This window comes from Streptomyces sp. NPDC037242 (assembly GCF_055604165.1).
In genome coordinates this window covers 1-19525 of record NZ_JBVJUY010000052.1, presented here as the reverse complement: position 1 = coordinate 19525, position 19525 = coordinate 1, and the positions used below count along the sequence as shown (strand labels likewise).

General features: G+C 71.9%; 22 protein-coding genes and 1 pseudogene. 8 read left to right on the top strand and 15 right to left on the bottom strand.

The features are described from left to right. Positions 1-719 (bottom strand): annotated as a pseudogene (locus tag ACZ7GJ_RS36865) (VWA domain-containing protein); the annotation flags it as partial. Between the two features lie 292 nt (positions 720-1011). Between ACZ7GJ_RS36865 and ACZ7GJ_RS36860 the strand changes: the two are divergent. Next, a complete protein-coding gene (locus tag ACZ7GJ_RS36860) occupies positions 1012-3102 on the top strand; it encodes a PhoX family protein (RefSeq protein WP_470758188.1) in 2091 nt (696 codons plus the stop codon). 84 nt (positions 3103-3186) lie between these two features. Here the strand turns inward: ACZ7GJ_RS36860 and ACZ7GJ_RS36855 are convergent, their stop codons facing one another. From ACZ7GJ_RS36855 to ACZ7GJ_RS36840, 4 genes are all read right to left on the bottom strand, one after another. Next, entirely contained in the window at positions 3187-4449 is a 1263-nt protein-coding gene (locus tag ACZ7GJ_RS36855; protein ID WP_470758187.1) for a sensor histidine kinase, read from the bottom strand. Between the two features lie 14 nt (positions 4450-4463). Next, positions 4464-5168 (bottom strand): hypothetical protein, encoded by a 705-nt coding sequence (locus ACZ7GJ_RS36850; protein ID WP_470758185.1) that lies wholly within the window; start codon positions 5166-5168, stop codon positions 4464-4466. Positions 5169-5273: 105 nt separating this feature from the next. Further along, positions 5274-7268 carry an FUSC family protein gene (locus ACZ7GJ_RS36845; protein WP_470758184.1) on the bottom strand — a complete coding sequence of 665 codons (1995 nt, stop codon included), beginning with the start codon at positions 7266-7268 and terminating at the stop codon, positions 5274-5276. 54 nt (positions 7269-7322) lie between these two features. Then, entirely contained in the window at positions 7323-8150 is an 828-nt protein-coding gene (locus ACZ7GJ_RS36840; protein ID WP_470758182.1) for a hypothetical protein, read from the bottom strand. A gap of 112 nt (positions 8151-8262) precedes the next feature. Between ACZ7GJ_RS36840 and ACZ7GJ_RS36835 the strand changes: the two genes are divergently transcribed. From ACZ7GJ_RS36835 to ACZ7GJ_RS36825, 3 genes are all read left to right on the top strand, one after another. Then, complete coding sequence (locus tag ACZ7GJ_RS36835) at positions 8263-8817, top strand: RrF2 family transcriptional regulator (RefSeq protein ID WP_470758208.1); 555 nt, start codon at positions 8263-8265, stop codon at positions 8815-8817. A gap of 30 nt (positions 8818-8847) precedes the next feature. Beyond that, positions 8848-9246: a RidA family protein gene (locus tag ACZ7GJ_RS36830; protein WP_470758180.1), complete on the top strand. Its 399-nt coding sequence runs from the start codon at positions 8848-8850 to the stop codon at positions 9244-9246. A gap of 66 nt (positions 9247-9312) precedes the next feature. Further along, the gene (locus ACZ7GJ_RS36825) at positions 9313-9717 is read left to right on the top strand and encodes a hypothetical protein (protein ID WP_470758179.1); all 405 of its coding nucleotides are present in this window, start codon (positions 9313-9315) and stop codon (positions 9715-9717) included. A gap of 191 nt (positions 9718-9908) precedes the next feature. On the opposite strand, the gene ACZ7GJ_RS36820 is transcribed toward ACZ7GJ_RS36825, so the two are convergent. From ACZ7GJ_RS36820 to ACZ7GJ_RS36790, 7 genes are all read right to left on the bottom strand, one after another. Next, positions 9909-10079: a hypothetical protein gene (locus ACZ7GJ_RS36820; protein WP_470758177.1), complete on the bottom strand. Its 171-nt coding sequence runs from the start codon at positions 10077-10079 to the stop codon at positions 9909-9911. 57 nt (positions 10080-10136) lie between these two features. Continuing rightward, a complete protein-coding gene (locus tag ACZ7GJ_RS36815) occupies positions 10137-10520 on the bottom strand; it encodes a hypothetical protein (protein WP_470758175.1) in 384 nt (127 codons plus the stop codon). Between the two features lie 98 nt (positions 10521-10618). Beyond that, complete coding sequence (locus ACZ7GJ_RS36810) at positions 10619-11221, bottom strand: sortase domain-containing protein (RefSeq protein WP_470758174.1); 603 nt, start codon at positions 11219-11221, stop codon at positions 10619-10621. A 349-nt stretch (positions 11222-11570) separates the two neighbouring features. Then, the gene (locus ACZ7GJ_RS36805) at positions 11571-11966 is read right to left on the bottom strand and encodes a hypothetical protein (RefSeq protein WP_470758173.1); all 396 of its coding nucleotides are present in this window, start codon (positions 11964-11966) and stop codon (positions 11571-11573) included. Between the two features lie 70 nt (positions 11967-12036). Next, the gene (locus tag ACZ7GJ_RS36800) at positions 12037-12282 is read right to left on the bottom strand and encodes a hypothetical protein (protein ID WP_365922733.1); all 246 of its coding nucleotides are present in this window, start codon (positions 12280-12282) and stop codon (positions 12037-12039) included. Positions 12283-12303: 21 nt separating this feature from the next. Next, complete coding sequence (locus tag ACZ7GJ_RS36795; protein ID WP_470758171.1) at positions 12304-13077, bottom strand: CbtA family protein; 774 nt, start codon at positions 13075-13077, stop codon at positions 12304-12306. A gap of 28 nt (positions 13078-13105) precedes the next feature. After that, on the bottom strand, positions 13106-13318 hold the full coding sequence (locus tag ACZ7GJ_RS36790; protein ID WP_470758169.1) for a CbtB domain-containing protein: 213 nt from the start codon (positions 13316-13318) through the stop codon (positions 13106-13108). Positions 13319-13507: 189 nt separating this feature from the next. Between ACZ7GJ_RS36790 and ACZ7GJ_RS36785 the strand changes: the two genes are divergently transcribed. After that, a complete protein-coding gene (locus tag ACZ7GJ_RS36785) occupies positions 13508-13933 on the top strand; it encodes a histidine phosphatase family protein (RefSeq protein ID WP_470758167.1) in 426 nt (141 codons plus the stop codon). 26 nt (positions 13934-13959) lie between these two features. On the opposite strand, the gene pucL is transcribed toward ACZ7GJ_RS36785, so the two are convergent. From pucL to ACZ7GJ_RS36770, 3 genes are all read right to left on the bottom strand, one after another. Continuing rightward, positions 13960-14877: a factor-independent urate hydroxylase gene (pucL, locus tag ACZ7GJ_RS36780; protein ID WP_365922741.1), complete on the bottom strand. Its 918-nt coding sequence runs from the start codon at positions 14875-14877 to the stop codon at positions 13960-13962. Positions 14878-15112: 235 nt separating this feature from the next. Continuing rightward, the gene (locus ACZ7GJ_RS36775) at positions 15113-16447 is read right to left on the bottom strand and encodes an aminotransferase class III-fold pyridoxal phosphate-dependent enzyme (RefSeq protein WP_470758165.1); all 1335 of its coding nucleotides are present in this window, start codon (positions 16445-16447) and stop codon (positions 15113-15115) included. Between the two features lie 66 nt (positions 16448-16513). Then, positions 16514-17254 (bottom strand): SDR family NAD(P)-dependent oxidoreductase, encoded by a 741-nt coding sequence (locus tag ACZ7GJ_RS36770; protein ID WP_470758163.1) that lies wholly within the window; start codon positions 17252-17254, stop codon positions 16514-16516. A 220-nt stretch (positions 17255-17474) separates the two neighbouring features. Between ACZ7GJ_RS36770 and ACZ7GJ_RS36765 the strand changes: the two genes are divergently transcribed. Genes ACZ7GJ_RS36765 through kdpA form a run of 3 tightly spaced genes read left to right on the top strand, consistent with a single transcriptional unit; the run spans position 17475 to position 19353 of the window. Next, positions 17475-17597: a hypothetical protein gene (locus ACZ7GJ_RS36765; RefSeq protein WP_470758161.1), complete on the top strand. Its 123-nt coding sequence runs from the start codon at positions 17475-17477 to the stop codon at positions 17595-17597. Continuing rightward, on the top strand, positions 17594-17683 hold the full coding sequence (kdpF, locus tag ACZ7GJ_RS36760) for a K(+)-transporting ATPase subunit F (protein ID WP_365922749.1): 90 nt from the start codon (positions 17594-17596) through the stop codon (positions 17681-17683). Before ACZ7GJ_RS36765 ends, kdpF begins: the two co-directional genes overlap by 4 nt. Before the next feature lie 5 nt (positions 17684-17688). After that, positions 17689-19353 carry a potassium-transporting ATPase subunit KdpA gene (kdpA, locus tag ACZ7GJ_RS36755; RefSeq protein WP_470758159.1) on the top strand — a complete coding sequence of 555 codons (1665 nt, stop codon included), beginning with the start codon at positions 17689-17691 and terminating at the stop codon, positions 19351-19353. Positions 19354-19525 lie beyond the last annotated feature (172 nt).

Below are 19525 nucleotides of genomic sequence, written 5' to 3'. Positions count from 1 at the left end.
GGCTCGGCTTCAGCGACGGGCTCGGCCTGTGCCTCCGGCTCGGTTTCGGCGGCGGGTTCGGCCTCGGCGGCCACGACCTCTGCCTCGACCGGCTCGGCCAGTACCTCCGGCTCGGCTTCAGCGACGGGCTCGGCCTGTGCCTCCGGCTCGGTTTCGGCGGCGGGTTCGGCCTCGGCGGCCACGACCTCTGCCTCGACCGGCTCGACCACTGCCTCCGGCTCCGGCTCGGCGTCAGCCGCCACGGGCTCGACGTCGGCCTCGGGCAGGACCTCGGCCTCGGCCGGCTCGGCGGCGGCCGCTACGGGCTCCACCTGCGCCTCGGCGGCCACGACCTCGGCGGCGGCCGGCTCGACCACTGCCTCCGGCTCGGCCTCGGCCGCAACCGGCTCGACCTCGGCCTCGGCCGGCTCGGCGGCGGCCGGGGTCGGGTCCTGCTGAACCGCCGGAGGCACAGGCGCGCGGCGGGCTTCCGGGACCGTGGGGTCCGGGGCCGGCGCCGTGGCCGTGGCCGTGAGCAGCGTGCCCGGCTCGCGGTCCCGCGGGGCGGACTGCGGCGGAACGGTCGGGTTGTCGAAGGAGGCCGCCACCAGCTCGGCCGCCGCATCCAGGGGGGTGCGTTCCGCCTGGCTCGGAAGGGCCGCCGAAGGGGCGTCAGCCGACTCCGGAACCGGCTCCGAAGCCCGTCCGAACACCTTGCGCAACAAGCTCCGAATACCCATGGGCCAGGCCTTTCGCATGAGTGCGTGCGTCATTTGTCCGTACTGCGCGGTAGATCCCTGCCCAGAGTGGACACGTAAGGTTATCGGCCCCTTGGCTGGAACTTCGGCAGGGGCACCTTTCGTGGCGCCCACTGCCCAAACACACCCGCCGCGCCGCTGAACTGCCGCTCCGACGTGCCGGGTTCACCGGCCGTTCATCCCCGCGCCGCCGCTTCGGCGCAACCCGCGCCTAGCGTCACGGCTGGATTCGACCGACACGTTGTCGGGGACCGTGCACCTACGGAGGACACTCGTGCGCAAGCTCCTGCCGCTCATCGGCAACCCGCATGGGGGCGGCCGTTCCGCCCTCACCTGCCGCTACCGCTGCGGCGACGCCTGCTTCCACGAGGTGCCGAACACCAGCGACAACGAGTACGCCGGCGACGTCATAGCCCGCGCCTACTCCCGCCGCTCGATGCTGCGCTCCGCCGCCGTCGTGACGGTCGCCACCGCCGCCGGTACCGCCGTGGCCGTCGGCGGAAACGGTTCCTCCGCCAACGCGACCCCCGCCGCCGACGCCCAGGGCGCTTCCGCCCAGGCCAACGCCGCCGGTGCCCGCGGTCTGCGCTTCAAGTCCGTCGCGCCGAACACCAACGACCAGGTCACCATCCCCGAGGGCCACGAGCAGAACGTGGTCATCCGTTGGGGCGACCCGATCATCAAGGGCGCTCCGGGCTTCAACCCCGACAAGCAGACCGCCGCCGCGCAGGCCGGTCAGTTCGGCTACAACAACGACTTCCTGAGCCTCCTCCCGCTCGGCGGCGACTACGAGCGCCAGCAGCTGCTCGTGGCCAACCACGAGTACACCGACGAGATCCTCATGTTCAAGGGCTACGACCCGGCCAAGCCGACCCGCGAGCAGGTCGAGATCGCCTGGGCCGCGCACGGCCTGTCCGTGGTCGTCGTCCAGGAGGACCACCGCAGCGGCAAGCTGACCGCGGTCACCCGCCACCAGCTCAACCGCCGTCTGACCGCCACCAGCGTGTTCAAGATGACCGGCCCGGCCGCGGGCGGCGCCCTGTTGAAGACCTCCGTCGACGCGACCGGCACCAAGGTGCTCGGCACGCTCAACAACTGTGCCGGCGGCACCACCCCGTGGGGCACCACCCTCCACGGCGAGGAGAACTTCAACCAGTACTTCGGCAACGCCGGCCAGGTCACCGACCCGACCGCGGCCGCCCGCCTGAAGCGCTACGGCGTGACCACCGGCGCCACCGAGCGCAAGTGGGAGCTGTTCGACAAGCGCTTCGACGTGGCGCAGGAGCCCAACGAGTCGCACCGCTTCGGCTGGGTCGTCGAGCTGGACCCGTACGACCCGAACTCCACCCCGCGCAAGCGCACCGCGCTCGGCCGCTTCAAGCACGAGGCCGCGCAGCCCCGCCTGACCGAGGACGGCCGCCCCGTCGTCTACATGGGCGACGACGAGCGCTTCGACTACTTCTACAAGTTCGTCTCCTCGAAGCAGATGAAGAAGGGCAACTCGCGCGCGGCGAAGGAGCACAACCTCACGCTGCTCGACGAGGGCACCCTCTACGTCGCCAAGCTCACCGGTGACTCCCCGGTCACCGAGTTCGACGGCTCCGGCAAGCTGCCCGCCGACGGCGAGTTCGACGGCTCGGGCATCTGGATCAAGCTCGCCACCGGCAACGTCTCGCACGTCGAGGGCATGACCGCCGAGGAGGTGTACGTCTTCACGCGCCAGGCCGCCGACAAGGTGGGCGCCACCAAGATGGACCGCCCCGAGGACGTCGAGCCGTCCCCGCGCACCGGTCGCGTCTACATCGCGCTGACCAACAACACCGACCGCGGCAAGCCGGGCAAGGCGGAGGGCGCGACCGAGTCCAACCCGCGCAACCTGAACAAGCACGGCCAGGTCCTGGAGCTCGCCGAGAACTTCGACAACCCGGCGGGCGACGGCTTCGCCTGGCGGCTGTTCCTGGTCGCCGGTGACCCCAACGACCCGGCCACCTACTTCGCGGGCTTCCCGAAGGACAAGGTCAGCCCGATCTCCTGCCCGGACAACGTGGCCTTCGACCCGCACGGCAACCTGTGGATCTCCACGGACGGCAACCAGCTCGGCTCCCACGACGGCCTGTTCGGTGTCGCCACCGCCGGTGACCGGCGCGGTGAGCTGAAGCAGTTCCTGACGGTTCCGCGCGGCGCCGAGACCTGCGGCCCGATCATCCAGGACAAGCGCGTCCTGGTCGCGGTCCAGCACCCGGGTGAGATCGACGGCGCGTCCGTCGAGAAGCCGCAGTCGGTGTGGCCCGACGGCCCCGGCAAGCTCGTCCGCCCGGCCGTCGTATCGGTCTGGCGCAAGGACGGCAAGAACATCGGCGTCTGATCGAGCTGTCTGATCCGGCCGACGGGCATGCTCAGTTGACCGGGCGCGCGGGGTGTTTCACGTGAAACATTCCCTCGCGCCCGGTCAACTTCCGTCCGGCAGGCGCCCGACGGGGAGCCGGAGGGTGGTCACCGCGCCCCCGTCGGGGGCGTTGGAGAAGCCGAGCTCGATCTCCAGTACCGCCGCCTGGCCGGCCGCGATCGTCAGGCCGAGCCCGTGGCCGCGCCCACGGCCGGGGTCTCCGGTGCGGAAGCGCTGCGGTCCCTGTTCGATCAGTTCGGGCGGGTAGCCGGGCCCGTGGTCGCGGATGGTCACCACCGGCCCCTCCACGCTCACCTCGATCGGCGGCTGCCCGTGCTTGTGGGCGTTGACCAGCAGGTTGGCCAGGATCCGGTCCAGCCGGCGCCGGTCGGTGAGCACCACCGTGTCGCGGAGCACCCGTACCGTGGCGGCCAGCCGGGTGCCCGTCACGGCCCGCTGGACCGCCCGGCCGAGCTCGACCCGGCTCAAGTCGGCCTGCTCCACCCCCGAATCCAGCCGGGAGATCTCCAGCAGGTCCTCGGTGAGCAGGTGCAGGGCCCTGAGCCGGTCGTTGATCATCTCCTTGGGGCGTCCCTCGGGCAGCAGGGACGCCGCGGCGAGCGATCCCGTGAGCGGGGTGCGCAGCTCGTGCGCGACATCGGCCGTGAACCGCTTCTCCGCCTCCAGCCTGTCCTGGAGCGATGCGGCCATGGTGTCCAGAGCCTGCGCCACGTCCCGTACCTCGTCGCGGGAGCGGGACGGCCGCAGGTCCGCGTCCCCGTCGGCCGGGAAGTCGACCCGGGCGTCCAGGTCCCCGGCGCTGATCCGGCGGGCCACGGCGGCGGTGCTCCGCAGGCGGCGGCTGATCCGGTTGGCCAGGAAGATGCCGGCCAGCGCCACCACGCCGGCGGCGAGCGCCGAAGAGGCGAGGATCGCGGTGTCCATGTCCCGCAGCCGGGAGCGGGTGCTCTCGTACGGGACCCAGACGGCGAGGGACTGGTTGTCGGCAGGGCCGGCGGCCCACATGACGGGCTTGCCGGAGTGCTCGCCGACCATGCTGCCGGTCAGCCCGCGGGCGACGAGCTCGCGCAGGGGCCGCGGGAGCTCGGGGGAGTCCAGGGCGACGTTCACGTCGCCGTGCGCGGTGCCGTACTGGTAGTGCCCGAGGGCGTGGTCGAGGTCGCGGTCCACGTCCTTGCGGACCTCGCCGACGATCTGCCGGGCGACCACGTTGTGCACGAGGATGCCCAGCGCCGCCGCGACGGCGCAGCACACGGCCGTCGTGGTCAGGGCGATCTTCCAGCGCAGACTGCTCGTCACCCGCATCGGCCCGCCGCCCCTCAGACCGCGCTCGGGGAGCAGGGCCTGGAGCTGTCCGTGCCCCCGGGGCAGTCGTCGAGGGTGAGCTGGGACAGGTTCATGATCCCGGCATCCGGGTCCCAGACGTAGTCGGAGACGGCGACGTACTTCGGGTTCGATGTCGGTTCGCGCACCGCCAGGTGCTCGGCGGCCACCTCGACGCCCTCCAGCACCGCGCGCCGGGACAGGATCCGGGCGATCCTGCCGTCGTCCTGGACGGTGTAGACGCGCAGTTCGCTCAGCCGGCCGTCGATGTCGAGGGCGGTGATCAGCTCGTCCTTGCCGTTGCCGGTGACGTCGTGCAGGACCGCGGGGCGTACGGGGCAGTCCGGCCCGCCGTCCACAGCCTGTGTACAGAGCGCGATGCGCTGGATGGCCCGGGGGTCCACGAGCCTTCCGGTCCCGCCGTCCTGGGCGGTGGCGGAGGTGATGTCCGCGCGGACGACGGCCACCGCGTCCACGCCGCGCATGTTCAGGTCCGCGACCTTGGGCAGCCCGGGTACGACCGCGGCCGTTCCCGGCTGCTGCCCCGGATCGGGCGGGTCGGGCCGGATGTCCTTCCACAGGGTCTGCGGGGCGTGCACCGTCCCGAGGTCCCCGTCGTTGCGCAGCCCTTCCACGTCGGCGCACCCGGCGGCGGCGCCCAGGAGGGCGGTGAGCACCATCACGGCCGAGGCACGCTGCATGCTCCGATGCTCCCCCGCCGCCGAGCTTCCGGCCCGGGAGCAGGGCCGTTCGGGTTACCCGCTGCCAGGCGCCGCCGAACTGGGCCGGGCGCCGGGCAGGGCCCCTCAAGCCCCCGGATGGGCAATCGCCCGGGCCGCCGCGACCTCCTGGCGGAGCGGGGCCAGGACGCTCGACTCGTCACCCTCCGCGGGGACGTCGACCCGTACCGGGGTCAGGCTGTTGCGGACCCCGTCGGCCAGGTCCCGCAGTTGCCGCGTGACCTGCTCGACCTCGCCGGCCGCAGGCGGCTGCGCGCCGTGGTTGACCCGGACCCGCGCGGCGGTCGTCGCGTCCACGATCCGCTCGACGGCGACGACCAGCGGCCACCACGCGGCCGCCCGCGCCCCCGTCGGCGGCGGCTCGGTCAGGGCCCGCTGGAACTCGCTGCGCACCCCCGACAGGTCCCGGTAGATCCTGCGCCGGGCCTGGAGCCGGGCCGTCCGCACCGCGCGCAGTCCGGCCTCGGTCCGTGTCTCGGGGCCGCTGCCGAAGGCCTGCTCCACGTACTGCGCGGCGTCGTCCACGGCGTCCGCGAGCCGGTCGCCGAGCCGGGTGCGCCAGCTCTCGGGCCACAGCAGGTACCCCGCGACCAGGGTGATGGCGCAGCCGATGAGGCTGTCCAGCAGCCGGGGCCGGATCAGGTCGAAGCCCTGGTGGTTGAGCAGGTCCGAGAGCAGCAGGATCACCGGGGTGATCGCGGCGGTCTGGAAGGCGTACCCCTTGGCGGAGAAGGCGGGGATCAGCGCCGCGAGTACGGCCATCACGGGCACGTCCCACCACCCGCGCGGCACCTCGGCGAGCACCGCGGCGGCGATGACCAGCCCGGCGGCGGTGCCGAGCGCGCGCAGCACGGCCCGGGAGAAGACGGATCCGAAGTCGGGCTTGAGGACGAAGGTGACCGTCAGGGCGACCCAGTAGGAGCGCTCGATCTCCACCACCGAGACCAGCGCCTGGGCCAGTCCGATGCACAGGGCCAGTCGCAGCCCGTACCGCCAGGAGGCCGCCGACAGCATCATGTCGCGCACGGCCCGCCGGGCCCGGACCCGCAGCGCGGCGGGCCGGCCGAGCCGGTCGTCGACGTTGTACGGGTCGGGCTCGGCCAGCAGCACGATGGTCGCCGCGTGCCGCAGCGCCGCGTCGAGGGCGCGCTCGGACGGGCCGGTCGGCTCGGGCAGGTCCAGTACGGGCGTTCCGGTGCGGCCCTCTTCCACGGCCGCCGCCAGTTCCCGTACGGCTGCCGGGATCTCGGGCGGCAGCGGCCTGCGGCGCAGGTGGGCGGCGGGGGCGGCCTCGACCACCGGGATCAGTACGTTGAGCTGGGCCAGCATCCGCACCAGCGAGGGGCTGCGCCCGTGCACCCGGGCCCGCCGGCCCAGGACGAGGTCGTAGGCCTGGTTCAGGGCCTGGGTGACCTGCTGGCGGTGCTGCTCGTACGCGGGCCCGGGCCGGCCCGCGGCCTCCAGGGCGTCGGCCAGTGCCCGGTAGACGGCGGCGACGGCGGCGCGTTCCGGCAGTCGGCCGCGCAACGGCCAGCCCAGCAGGGTCAGCAGCAGGACGAACAGCCCGCCCGCGCTCAGCAGCAGCGGCGCGGTCCACCAGGGCTGGGGCATCGGCAGCCCGGCCCCGACCACCGCGTTGAGCAGGAGCAGCAGTCCGGACACGGAGGCGACCGTGCCGATCGAGGAGATCATCCCGGAGACCAGGGCGATCAGGGTGAGCACGCCGACGGCGAGCCAGCCGTGCCCGAACACGAGGGTGCCCAAGGCGACGCCGACGGCGCCGAAGAGCTGCGGCACGGCGATGTTCAGGACCCGCATCCGGTAGGCGTCGGCGGTGTCGCCGATCACCCCGGCCAGGGCGCCCATCGACACGAGCGCGCCGTACTCGGGCTCGTCCAGGGCGAAGCCGACGGCGAGCGGTGCGGCCAGCGCGATGCCCGCACGTGCCACGGCCGCCCAGGGGATCGGCGCGGTGCTCGGCCGCAGCCCGTTGAGGAGCCAGGGGGGTGGAGCCAGCGGATTGTGCCGGGCTCGCCCGGACGGTATCTGTTCGGTGCTCATTCCGCTTCCGTGCCGCGAATCGGATTCTCTGCGCCCTTTGCGTACCTTCCGAGCTTATGGGGTCCGGCGCAGGCGGCCCGTCAGCCAGGCGGCCAGCGCGGCGGCCAGTCCGACCGCGAGCACCACCCAGGCGGTGGTGCGCAGGAACGCGGTGAGCGCGTCGTAGACCGCCTCGGCCGCGGGCCGGTCGATGTCGGCGGGGAGGTCGTCCAGGGTCAGGCGCCGGCACAGCGCCACGGCGAGCCCCAGCAGGCCCGCCCCGACGGCCAGCCCCAACCCGGTGGCGATGACGGCGCGGCGCCGGTGGACGGCGAGGGCGATGGCCGCGGCGGCCAGCACCAGGGTCAGTACGGGGAGCCAGATGCCGGCGATCTGCAGCATGCGGAAGCCCTTCCGGAGCGCGCCGAGATTGTCGTACTCCATGACCTTCACCGAGATGTGGGTGACCGGGATGCGGTCGGCGAGCGGCACTCCGTCCTCGACGAGCACCCCCTTGACCTGCTCGATCACGGGTGCGAGGTCGATGGTGACGGCGTTGCCGTCGCCGGTGGTGAGCGCTTTGAGGAAAGCGGCGTGCGCGGCGCGGTTCGCGGCGTCCCAGGCGGTCCGGTAGGCGGGGGTGCCGACGAAGGAGCGCAGGGCCTCGCCGAGCAGGGCTTCGACGCCGCTCTGGAAGGGGCCGGCGTCGATCTGCCCGGACAGGCCGCGGCTCGCCTGGGTGACGACGACCTTCTGCACGGCCGGGTCCTCGGCGAGCGGGGACATGGCGGCGGTGTACCGGTCGGCGCTCCCCAGCTCGTGGTCGGCCCAGTACGCGACGGCGCTCGCGGGCACGAGGAGGGCCACGAGAGCGATGAGTACCGCCGAGAGAAAGGTGCGCACGTCACCAGGGAAAGCCGGGTGGCCGCGCGGTGCACGCGTTGTTGCTGCGGGCGGGTGGCGTGTCGGCTCTTGCGGAGCAGTAATCTGGACATCTAATATCCAGATTATGAAGATGAGCGAAGGCGTCGAGTGGGCGCTGCACAGCTGCGTCAATCTGGCCTGGAGCGGGCCCGGGCGGGCCGTGTCGGCGGCGCGGCTGGCCGCGTGGCACGACCTGCCCGCCGCCTATCTCAACAAGCAGCTCCAGGCGCTGGCCCGGGCGGGGATCGTGACCTCCACCCCCGGGCCGCGCGGCGGCTTCAGGCTGGCCCGCCCACTGGAGGCCATCTCGCTCATGGACGTGGTCGCCGCCGTCGAGGGGCCCGAGGAGGCCTTCCGGTGCGCGGAGATCCGCCGACGGGGCCCGGGCGGGGCACCGCCCGCCGCGGAGTCCGCCGAGTCCCCCGAGTCCGCGGACTCCGCGAAGTCAGCGCAGTCGGCGCAGTCGGCGCAGTCCGCGGACTCGGCGGACTCGGCGGACTGCGCCATCGCACACGCCATGGCCCGGGCCGAGCTGGCCTGGCGCCGCGCCCTCGCCGACCAGGACCTCGATGGGATCCGGCGGCAGGCCGAGCGGCAGGCCCCCGAGGCGCCGGAGCGGCTGCGGGCCTGGCTCGCGGCGCACTGACACGCACACAACCGACTGAGGAGCCCGACCATGACGCGCAGCATCACCAACCCGGCAGGACTCCACGACCCCACCGGCTACGGGTACAGCCACATCGTCTCCGCGCCCGGCGAGCAGGTCTTCATAGCCGGCCAGTACGGCAGCGACGAGAGCGGCCACGTGGTCTCCGAGGACTTCGAGGACCAGGTCGGGCAGGCCTTCGCCAACCTCCGCACCGCCCTGGCGGCCGTCGGCCTCGGCCCCGCCGACGTCGTCCGCATCGGGACGTACGTCGTCGCGCACGACGAGCGGAAGCTGGAGGTGCTCCTCAAGCACCTGCACGCCACCTGGGGCACCGAACTGCCCGCCCAGACCCTGATCGGCGTGGCCACCCTGGCCCTGCCGGGGATGTTGTTCGAGGTGGACGCGGTGGCCGTACGCGGGGCCTGATCCTTGATCCACTTGCCGGTCGGGGGCGGCGGGTGTGCCCTGAGTGGTGGAAGAGAGGAGCCCGTCATGGCACATGCGGCACCCACCGCCCCCAGGCGGCACCGGCAGCTGGCGGACACGAACCACATGAGCAAGAGCGCGCTGGCGCGCCCACTGCTCCTCGGACTCGTCTACGGCGTGTACGCCGCGTTCATGAAGCGCCAGATGGGCCCGGTCGACGCGGGCAACGTCTTCTACGGGATCCTGTGCGGCGCGCTCTTCGCCGCCTGTCTGATCGCCCTGGCCCGCATCGGCCCCAGGCTGAAGCGGGAGCTGCACGCCACGGCGTACGGAGCCTTCGCGGGCATCGCCTTCGGCTACCTCTACAGCCTTGCCGACCACAGCGTTCTGCGGTCCGTCGGCCTTGCCCTGGCCGTCGGAGCGGGTGTCGGTCTGGCGGCCTTCTACCGCTACTACACGCGGGAGGACTAGCGACCAGCGGTACTTTCGGCCCGGCGAGTCCGGACGAAAGCCCGAGGCGGGCCGGTGCCCGCCCGTTGGAGACTGATGGTGGCGCCGGTTCCCGCGCCCGTGGTCGAACCTCACGTGACCACTCTCCGTTGCCGAGGGCGCGGGAACCGGCGCCTCCCCATGTCCGGGGAGGCGACGACCGTGCGCGGCGACTACACGGCCGAGTCGGCCGCGGGGGCGATCTGCTGCGGTTCGCTCTCGGACTCGACGGCCACGGCGACAGCGCTCTCGGTGGACTGCCTGACCGGCGCGGGCGGCGGCGAGAAGCGGGCCGCCTCGGCGCGGAGCATGGCGTTCAGGGCGGCGTAGGGGTCGATGGGCATGGCGGAACCTCACGGGTGTTCGAGGGGGGTGTGGGGGGACGCTGCTGCTCGGACCGCTCAGCAGCGCAGCACCACACTCCGCGTCGACCGCGGGGACACCTTCGCAACGCCCGCGCCCGTCTCGTACGGGCCCGCGCACCGGGTCCCGCCCAGAACCCGACCACGACGTTTCACGTGAAACACCGGCCGGTGCGGCCGCCGATCGCCCGGGGCCGTGCGGTAGGCCGGGCGTGCGGCCAGGCGGACCTCGGGGTCCCCGGCCGGATCGGACTGGCCCTCGGTGGGCTCGACGGGCGCCGAGGGCGCGGACCGGGACTCGGCCACCGCCGCGGAGGCCGCGATCGACGCGGCCGGACCCGCGCCGAAGGCACACAGCAGCAGGACGCAGGCCACCGTAAGGGCCCTCGCCAGTGCCATCCGCGTACGCCGCGTCCCGTTCATGCGGAGGGTGTGCCCCGACACGCCGGGCGACTCCCCGCAAGGGCCACAGAAGCCCCCGACCGGAGGACGAAGAGAGCCCGCACGGCTGACAGCCTGCGTCACCGGAGGCTGTGGAACTGCCCCGTCAGCCGGGCGAGGACGGCGGTTTCGCCGCTGACCAACCGCAGTTGGGCCCGGGCCGGGGGCTGCCCGCGCCCCGTGATCCCGGCGGGTGAGACCCGGTACACGGTGAACACGGCCGTACGCCGGTCCGCGCGCGGGACCTCGATGGTCGCCCCGCGGCGCAGCTCGGCCAGGTGCGGGAACTCCCCGCTGATCACGGCGGTACCCGCCGAGCCGGGGGCCGGCTCGGCGGTGTCCCAGGCGGCGCTCTCCCGGGACACCGAGTCCTCGTCCTCGGCGGTGAGCGGGACGTCCACCCGCAGGCTCGGGATCGACAGCCGCAGCGGTCGCGCCGGCCGCAGCGGCCCGATGCCCGCCCGCAGGGGCCGCCGGGCCCCCTTGCCGGGGGCGTGCCCGCCGGAGTGCTCCAACTGCTGGACCAGCCGGCGGGGGCCGGACAGACCCAGCGCCCGGGACGGCAGTGCGTCACCCGCGGTCGCCGCCGCCGGCTTCGCACCCTCGGTACTGCGCAACACCCCCATGCCGGTGAAAAGCAGACCCGCCGTCAGCACGCCGACGACCCACTTGGCGCGGGGCATGTCATTCCCTTCTGGTCCGGCTCCGGCGGCCGGGTCCCGAGAGCAGTGGACTCCTCCGCGAGCCCCTGCACCTCGCGGAACACGAGAGACTGACGGCGCGTCATAGGCGTGTCGTCCCGGTCTCGCGGTGTCTTCGCAGATGGCGGCCGGTGAGCCGGTCCCGGGGTGAGCCGTGGAAGACGTGCACCCGAACGGGTGAGAACGTCAAGTGAGGGCCACGGGCGTGTCGGGTCGGTGCCGCGCTCTGCCACATGCGAAAACCTGTCCATCAGGGCGAGGTGACGGTCCGTCGGTCCGAGTTGCGGTGGTTCATCCGGCCGCCTTGCCTTGGATCATGAACCCACCGCGCTCATGCCGGCTCCGGTACCAGCGCCGACGGCAGCGCCGCCGCCGCGGCCCGGGTGAGATAGCCGACCCCGACCGGCGGGAGGGCGAGGCCCGTGGTCGCCGCCGACGGCTGGACGTCCGAGAGCCGCCGCAGCAGGCGTACCGCCAGCTCGGGACCGAGCGCCCGCCCGAGCAGTGCCGCCGGAGTCGGCCGGCAGTGCACCCAGCCGATCGGGCGCAGCCCCGACCAGCCCGGTTCGGCGGCGGCATCGGCCAGGGCGCAGGCGGCGGGCCCGAGCGGCAGCAGGTTCACCGCGGCCGGGACCGACTGCGCGGAGCCCTCCGGCGGCGTGGGCCGGACCGCTTCGGCGACGGTCAGCCGCGTGAACACCGTGCGGACCTGGCCCCGTACCGGCACGTCCGCGAAGCGGCGGCGGTCCTCGCCATGGCCGAAGCGCTATCTGACGGATGCCGGGCCCGGCCGGAGCTCAGACCACCACCAACGTCGCGGCCGCCGCACCCATGAGTGCGGCGGCCGTGTGGATCGCCGGATGGCCGTAGTCACCGAACCAGAGATGGCGGGCCAGGCCGCCGACGGCGGCCAGGGCCGTGATGACGCCTATCTGGGCGAGCAGGGTGACGGCGGTGAAGGGGGCCAGGAGCAGCAGGAGCGAGTTGAGCCAGAACGGGGCGGCGCCCGTCCAGCCTCGCCATTGCCTGATCGCCGTAGGCATCCGCTACCGGCCCTCTCATCGTCAACTCGTGGGCTGCAAAGCCTCCTTGGGTGCAGTGGTCGGCACAAGAGCCCGTTCGGCTAGAAAACCGAAGACGAGGCCGAAAGTCGTCCACAGCGCGGCCTGGATCGCCAGGGACGCGAGGCGGAAGCTCCAGATGAGTGCGGCCGGGAAGTCCTCCGGGACCTCGTTGATGCCGGGCAGGGCGGCGTACGAGACGCCGACGGCGAGGACGAAGAACGCTCCCGCGGCGATCGAGGCGTTCCAGTTGCCGAGCTTCGGTGCCAGCCGGCGGCCCAGGATCAGCGCGCCCGCCGCGAGCAGCGCGCTCAGCGCGATCATCAGGAGGTACAGGGCCGTCCGCCGGGACGCCGTGTCGGGGTCGCCGACGGCCGGCGGGTTGGCGGGGTACTTGAGGAACGGCACCAGGGTCACGGTGACGAACAGCGCGCCGGTGACCAGCGCGGCCGTGGCCCGCGGGCCGAAGCGGCCGATGCGGCCGAGCGCGTAGCAGAAGACGAGCGCGGCGATGCCGCCGAGCGCGACCCCGTACAGCAGGACACCGGTGCCGAGGCCGGCCGTGGCCTGGAGGGCCCGGCTGACCGGGGCCTCCTCGCCGTGGTCGTGGCCGGACAGTGCGGCGCCGGCCTCCTCGATGGCGATGGCCGCGTCGACCTTGGACTCACCGAGGAGGTACGCGACGAGGAAGGCGGCCACACCGGCCAGCAGGCCGGCGAGCATGCCCCGGAGCAGGAAGGCGCGTGGGGACGCGCCTTGGGGGGGAGCGGATGTCATGGCTCGGTTTCCCTTGCTGGGGCGGAGATCAGTGGCAGGGGAAGCCGAGCAGGTGGCGGCCGTCGTGCAGCCACTCGTGGATGGTCTCGCCCTCGAAGACGGCGGTGGCGCCCTGCTCGATGCCGACGAAGTACAGCAGTACGAGAACGAGGGCGGCGACGAAGGCCGCCCAGGGGGCGAGTGCGGAGAGCGAGATCGGAGCGACGGCGGGGGCCGTCGTGGGCACGGCGGAGTGGGCCATGGCAGTTACCTCCAGGGGGAACACGCGTCCCGGTCAGTGGTGCTCTCGACGACAGCGGCGGGTCTGACTTGCCTCCCCTCGCGGAGGACTCACAGTGGCGCGACCGTGCCGGATTCTCACCGGTGCTTCCGCCGGACCGTCGTCATTCAGTTGTGTCGCCCGCGACCGTACCGCGCTTACGCTCCCTTTATGAACCCCTCTTCGGTACGAGTTCACCTGGTCACCCCGCCACTTGACGCCCAGATGAGGGAGCTCCGCTTCGGCCGTGGCGGGCCGTACGCCCTGGAGACCGGGCAGTGGGAGGGGCGGACCCTGGACGAGGTCGCCGCCGAGGATCCGGCAGCGGTGCACAGCTGGCTGACGGACCCCGCGTACGCCCCGCCCGGCGGCGAGTCCGTCGAGGCGCTGGCCGCGCGCGCCGGGAGCTGGCTGGCCGGTCTGGAGCCCGGCACGCACCGGGTCGCCGCCGACCAGGCCTTCGCCAGGGCGGCCGTGGTGGCCGCCCTGGAACTGCCCGCGCGAACGTTCTGGCGGCTCGACGTGCGCCCGGGCACGGTGACGGGTCTGACGGGCCGCTCGGGCCGGTGGAACCTGCTGGTGGGGCAGACGACGTAGGCCACGCGGGCCGTGCAGCGGGAGGCTTAGGCGACGATCCAGTCGGAGGTCGCGATCACCGGCTGCACGCCGTCACGGTGGACGGTGCCCTCGATCAGGCCGTACATCCGGTCGGCCGCGAAGTAGACCTCGTTGTCGTTCTTGAGGCCGAAGGGCTCCAGGTCGACGAGGAAGTGGTGCTTGTTGGGGAGGTTCAGGCGCACCTCGTTGACCTTGGGGCAGTTGTCGAGCACCCGCTCGGCCATCTGGTTCAGGGTCTGCTGGAGCGAGTACGAGTACGTCTCCGCGAAGGCTTCCAGCATGTTCTTGCGGACCTTCTTGTACGCCTGGTCCCAGTCGTACGAGGCGTCGTCGCCGGCCAGCGCCGAGTGCGCCCAGCGTGCGGTGACCTTGGTCGCCAGGATGCGGTCGTACGCCTCCTGCAGGGTCGTGTACTTGTCCTTGATGTAGCCGTGGAACTCGGAGTTGGTCGAGTTCATCACCGTCAGGTCCTTCAGACCCGAGATGACCTGGAGGCCCGTCGTCTCGCTGTAGGTGATCTGCGCGGTGCGCACCTCCTGGCCCTTGCGGACGAAGGAGTGCTGCTCCTTGCGCGTCGGGACCGGGATGCGGTCCCACACGTACTCCTCGATGCGGATCTGCGCCTCGCGGATCGGCGCCTGCGAGGAGACGAAGTGCTTGGCGAGCAGGATCCCGAAGGCCTCGGGGGACTCGATGCCGTGCTCCTTGCCGAAGGCGTACACCGTGTTCTTGGTGGTGTCGGTCGGCAGGCAGTTGGCGTTGTCGCCGGTCAGATGGACGTCGCGGAACTCACCGCGGAGCGCGACCGAGACGTTGAGGTCACGGATCTCGTGCCAGGAACCGTCGCTGCCCTTGCGGGTGACCTTGACGATGCGGTTCTCGGCCTTGCCGTACTGGTTCTGGGCCAGGACGTGCTTGCTCATGGGCTGACTTCCTTCGGGTACACGGAGTCCGGCTGAATGGATCCCGTACGCCCGGCGTCCGGTGGGCACGCGGCCCGCCCCCCGCCGTTCGGTCCCGCGGGACCGCCCCGGGACTGACGTGCATCCCGGTCCGTAGGTGCTCTTTCGGATTTCAGCACGTTCACGTGGTGTTCGGAACGGCGCGGATCCTCCGAGACGAGCACCCACGGCTTGGGTGTCCGGACGTCTGTGCAGGTCAGGCGGTATGCGCGTCGGCCACCGAGAGCGCCTCGTCGAGGATCGCCAGGCCCTTGGCCACGTCCTCGGGCGAGATGTTGCACGGCGGTGCGATGTGGATGCGGTTGCCGGCGAGCAGCGGCCACAGGCCGCCCTTCTTCAGGGCCGCCCCGAACTCCGCCATCGGCGCGTTGTCGGCGCCCGAAGCGTTGTACGGGACCAGGGGCTCGCGCGTGGCCCGGTCCCGTACGAGTTCCAGTGCCCAGAAGGTGCCGAGCCCCCGGACCTCGCCGACCGAGGGGTGCCGCTCGGCGATCGCGCGCAGCCCCGGGCCCAGCAGCTCGGCGCCGGTACGGGCGGACTGCTCGACGATGCCCTCCTCGGCCATGACGTTCACCGTGGCGACGGCGGCCGCGCAGGCCAGCACGTGCCCGGAGTACGTCAGCCCGCCCGGGTAGGGGCGCCGGGCGAAGGTCTCGGCGACGGCGGCGGAGATGGCGACGCCGCCGAGGGGGACGTATCCGCTGGTGATGCCCTTGGCGAAGCAGAGCAGGTCGGGGGTGATGCCCCAGTGGTCGGCGGCGAACCAGGTGCCGGTGCGGCCGAAGCCGACCATGATCTCGTCGAGGACGAAGAGGATGCCGAAGCGGTCGCAGAGCTCGCGCACGCCGGCGAGGTAGCCGTCCGGGTGGACGAGCACGCCCGGGGCGCCGCCGACGGTCTCCAGGATGATCGCGGCGATGGACTGCGGGCCCTCGAAGACGATGGTGTCCTCAAGGTGGCGCAGGGCGCGCTCGCACTCCTCGGCCTCGTTCGCCGCGTAGAAGGGCGAGCGGTAGGCGAAGGGGCCCCAGAAGTGCACGACGCCGGCGGTCGCGGTGTCGTTGCCGAAGCGGCGGGCGTCACCGGTGAGGTTGATCGCGGTGGAGGTGGCGCCGTGGTAGGAGCGGTAGGCGGAGAGCACCTTGGGCCGGCCGGTGTGCAGCCGGGCCATGCGGACGGCGTTCTCGACGGCCTCGGCACCGGCGTTGGTGAAGAAGATCTTGTCGAGGTCGCCCGGGGTGCGCTCGGCGATCAGCCGGGCCGCTTCGGAGCGCACGTCGACGGCGAAGCCGGGCGCGACGGTGCACAGCTTGGCCGCCTGCTCCTGGATGGCCGCGGTGACCTTGGGGTGCTGGTAGCCGATGTTGGTGTAGACGAGGGCGCTGGAGAAGTCGAGGTAGCGGTTGCCGTCGTAGTCCCAGAAGTACGAGCCCTCGGCGCCGGCGACGGCGAGCGGGTCGATGAGTTCCTGGGCCGACCAGGAGTGGAAGACGTGCTTGCGGTCTGATTCCTTCACCGTGGCGGCGTTCATGATCCGAGGGTAGTAGTCCGTCATGTGGCTTCCTCTATGGTGCCTCTGTATCGGTCCGCGGCGTGGTCAGACGACGTGCCGACCGCCGTCGACGGTGAGTACGTCGCCGGTCGTGTAGGCGGCGTTGACCAGGTAGAGCGCGGCCTCGGCGACGTCTTCGGGGGTGCCCACCCGGCGCAGCGGGGTGTTCTGCGTGATCCACTCCCGGGAGCTCTCCCAGACCTGCTCGGCGTCCTCGTACCAGGGCGTGTCGATCAGGCCGGGCGCGATGGCGTTGACGCGGACGGCGGGTCCGAGCTGGGAGGCCAGCAGACGGGTCATGTGGTTGACCGCGGCCTTGCTCACTGCGTAGGGGACGGAGCTGCCGAGGGCGCGGGTCGCGGAGACCGAGGAGATGTTGACCACCGAGGCGGCCCCGGATTCGCGCAGGTGGGGAGCGGCCGCGGTGATCATCTGCCAGGCACCGATGACGTTGACGTCGAAGATCTCGCGCCAGGCGTCGGCGTCCGCGGCCTCCAGGTCGTCGAGCGGGACGAACCGGGTGACGCCCGCGTTGTTGACGAGGATGTCGAGCCGTCCGAAGGCGTCGACCGCGCCCTGCACGATGCGCCGCGCGTCCGCGGCGTCGGCGACGCTGCCCTGTACGTACACGGCGCCGGGCAGTTCCGCGGCCAGGGCCTTTCCGGCGCTCTCGCTGCGGGCCGAGTTCACGACGACGCGGATGCCTTCCGAGGCCAGCCGGCGGGCGATGGCCGCACCGATCCCGGAGGAGGATCCGGTGATCAGGGCGACGCGACTCTCGGTCATTGCATTCCTCCTGGGGGCCTTCGGGACGGGTTTCCGGGTGCGCCGGAGCATAACCCGAGTGTCGCATTGCGGAAGTTGATTTCCGTTATATGGAACAGGATCTTGCCGGACGCTCGCCCGGTCCGCCCGCCCCGTTAGGGACTCGTAAAAGGCGCACAGCCGGGCGTATGGGGCCCGTCAAGGGAGGCCGTGGAGCCCCGGCGGGACGTTTCACTCGGAGATGTCCGAAAATTACCCTCGCACCCACCGGGAGCTCACGATGGCCGACCTGGCCTTCGTCGTCACCACGATCGCGGTCTTCGCGCTGGTGGCTCTGGTCGCCAAGGGGGTGACCAAGCTGTGAACGCCGAAAACGTCGTCGGTCTGCTGGTCGCCGTGTCCCTGCTGGGCTACCTCGTCCTCGCCCTCGTGTTCCCGGAGAGGTTCTAGCCCCGATGAGTCCCGTTCTTGCCGGGGTGCTCCAGCTGCTCGCGCTCGTCGCCGCGCTGGCCCTCGCGTACCGCCCGCTGGGCGACTACATGGCCCGTGTCTACTCCTCGGAGCGCCACTACGCCCCCGAGAAGTGGATCTACAAGGCCATCGGCGCCAACCCGAACGCGGAGATGCGCTGGTCCGCCTACCTGCGCTCGATCCTCGCCTTCTCGGCGGTGGGCGTCTTCTTCCTCTACCTGCTCCAGCGCCTCCAGGGCCAGCTGCCCGGCTCGCTCGGCTTCGCCTCCATCAAGCCGGACCAGGCCTTCAACACGGCCGTGTCCTTCGTGACGAACACCAACTGGCAGTCGTACAGCGGTGAGCAGGCCATGGGCCACGTCGTGCAGACCGGCGGGCTGGCGGTGCAGAACTTCCTGTCCGCCGCCGTGGGCATGGCCGTCGCCGTGGCCCTCGTACGGGGCTTCGCGCGCTCGCGCACCGGTGAGCTCGGCAACTTCTGGGCCGACCTGGTGCGCGGCACCGTCCGGATCCTGATCCCGCTGTCGGTGGTCGGCGCGCTCGTGCTCGTCGCCTGCGGGGTGATCCAGAACTTCGCCGGGATCCACGAGGTCGGCCAGTTCATGGGCGGCACGCAGCAGTGGAACGGCGGCGCGGTGGCCTCGCAGGAGGTCATCAAGGAGCTGGGCACCAACGGCGGTGCCTACTTCAACGCCAACTCCGCCCACCCCTTCGAGAACCCGACGCCCTTCTCGAACCTCTTCGAGATCTTCCTGATCCTGCTGATCCCCTTCGCGCTGACCCGCACCTTCGGCCGCATGGTCGGAAACCTGCGCCAGGGATACGCGATCCTCGCGACGATGGCCGTGATCTGGCTCGGTTTCACCGCGCTGATGATGTGGACCGAGTTCGCCCACCACGGCCCGGCGCTCCAGGCCGCGGGCGGTGCGATGGAGGGCAAGGAGACCCGCTTCGGCATAGCCGGGTCCGCGATCTTCTCGGTCGCCACCACCCTCACCTCGACCGGTGCGGTCAACTCCTTCCACTCCTCGTACACGGGCCTGGGCGGCGGCATCCAGCTGCTGGGCATGCAGTTGGGCGAGATCGCGCCCGGCGGCGTCGGATCCGGGCTCTACGGCATGCTGATCATGGCGATCATCGCGGTGTTCCTCGCCGGTCTGATGGTCGGGCGCACCCCCGAGTACCTCGGCAAGAAGATCGGCACCCGCGAGATCAAGTTCGCGGCCTGCTACATCCTCATCACCCCGGCACTCGTCCTCGGCTTCACCGCCGTAGCGATGGCCCTGCCGACCCCCGCACACTCGATGGCCAACGGCGGCGCGCACGGCTTCTCCGAGGTGCTCTACGCCTACACCTCGGCCGGCAACAACAACGGCTCGGCCTTCGCCGGGCTGAACGCCGACACCCAGTGGTTCAACACGACCACGGGTCTGGCCATGCTGCTGGGCCGCTTCCTGCCCATGGTCTTCGTCCTCGCGCTGGCCGGCTCGCTCGCCGAACAGCAGCCGGTCCCGGCCACCGCGGGCACCCTGCGCACCGAGAAGCCGCTGTTCACCTTCCTGCTCGTCGGCACGATCCTCATCGTCACGGGCCTCACCTACTTCCCCGCCCTCGCGCTGGGTCCGCTTGCCGAAGGGCTGGCCTCATGAGCACCATCACCCCCACCCGTGCTCCGCACCAGGACCTTCCGTCCGGGCACAAGCCCGAACAGGGCCGCGTCGGCGGTGGTCTCTTCGATCCGAAGCAGTTGGTCAGGTCCTTCCCGGATGCCGTGCGCAAGCTCGATCCCCGGGTGATGGTCAAGTCGCCGGTGATGTTCGT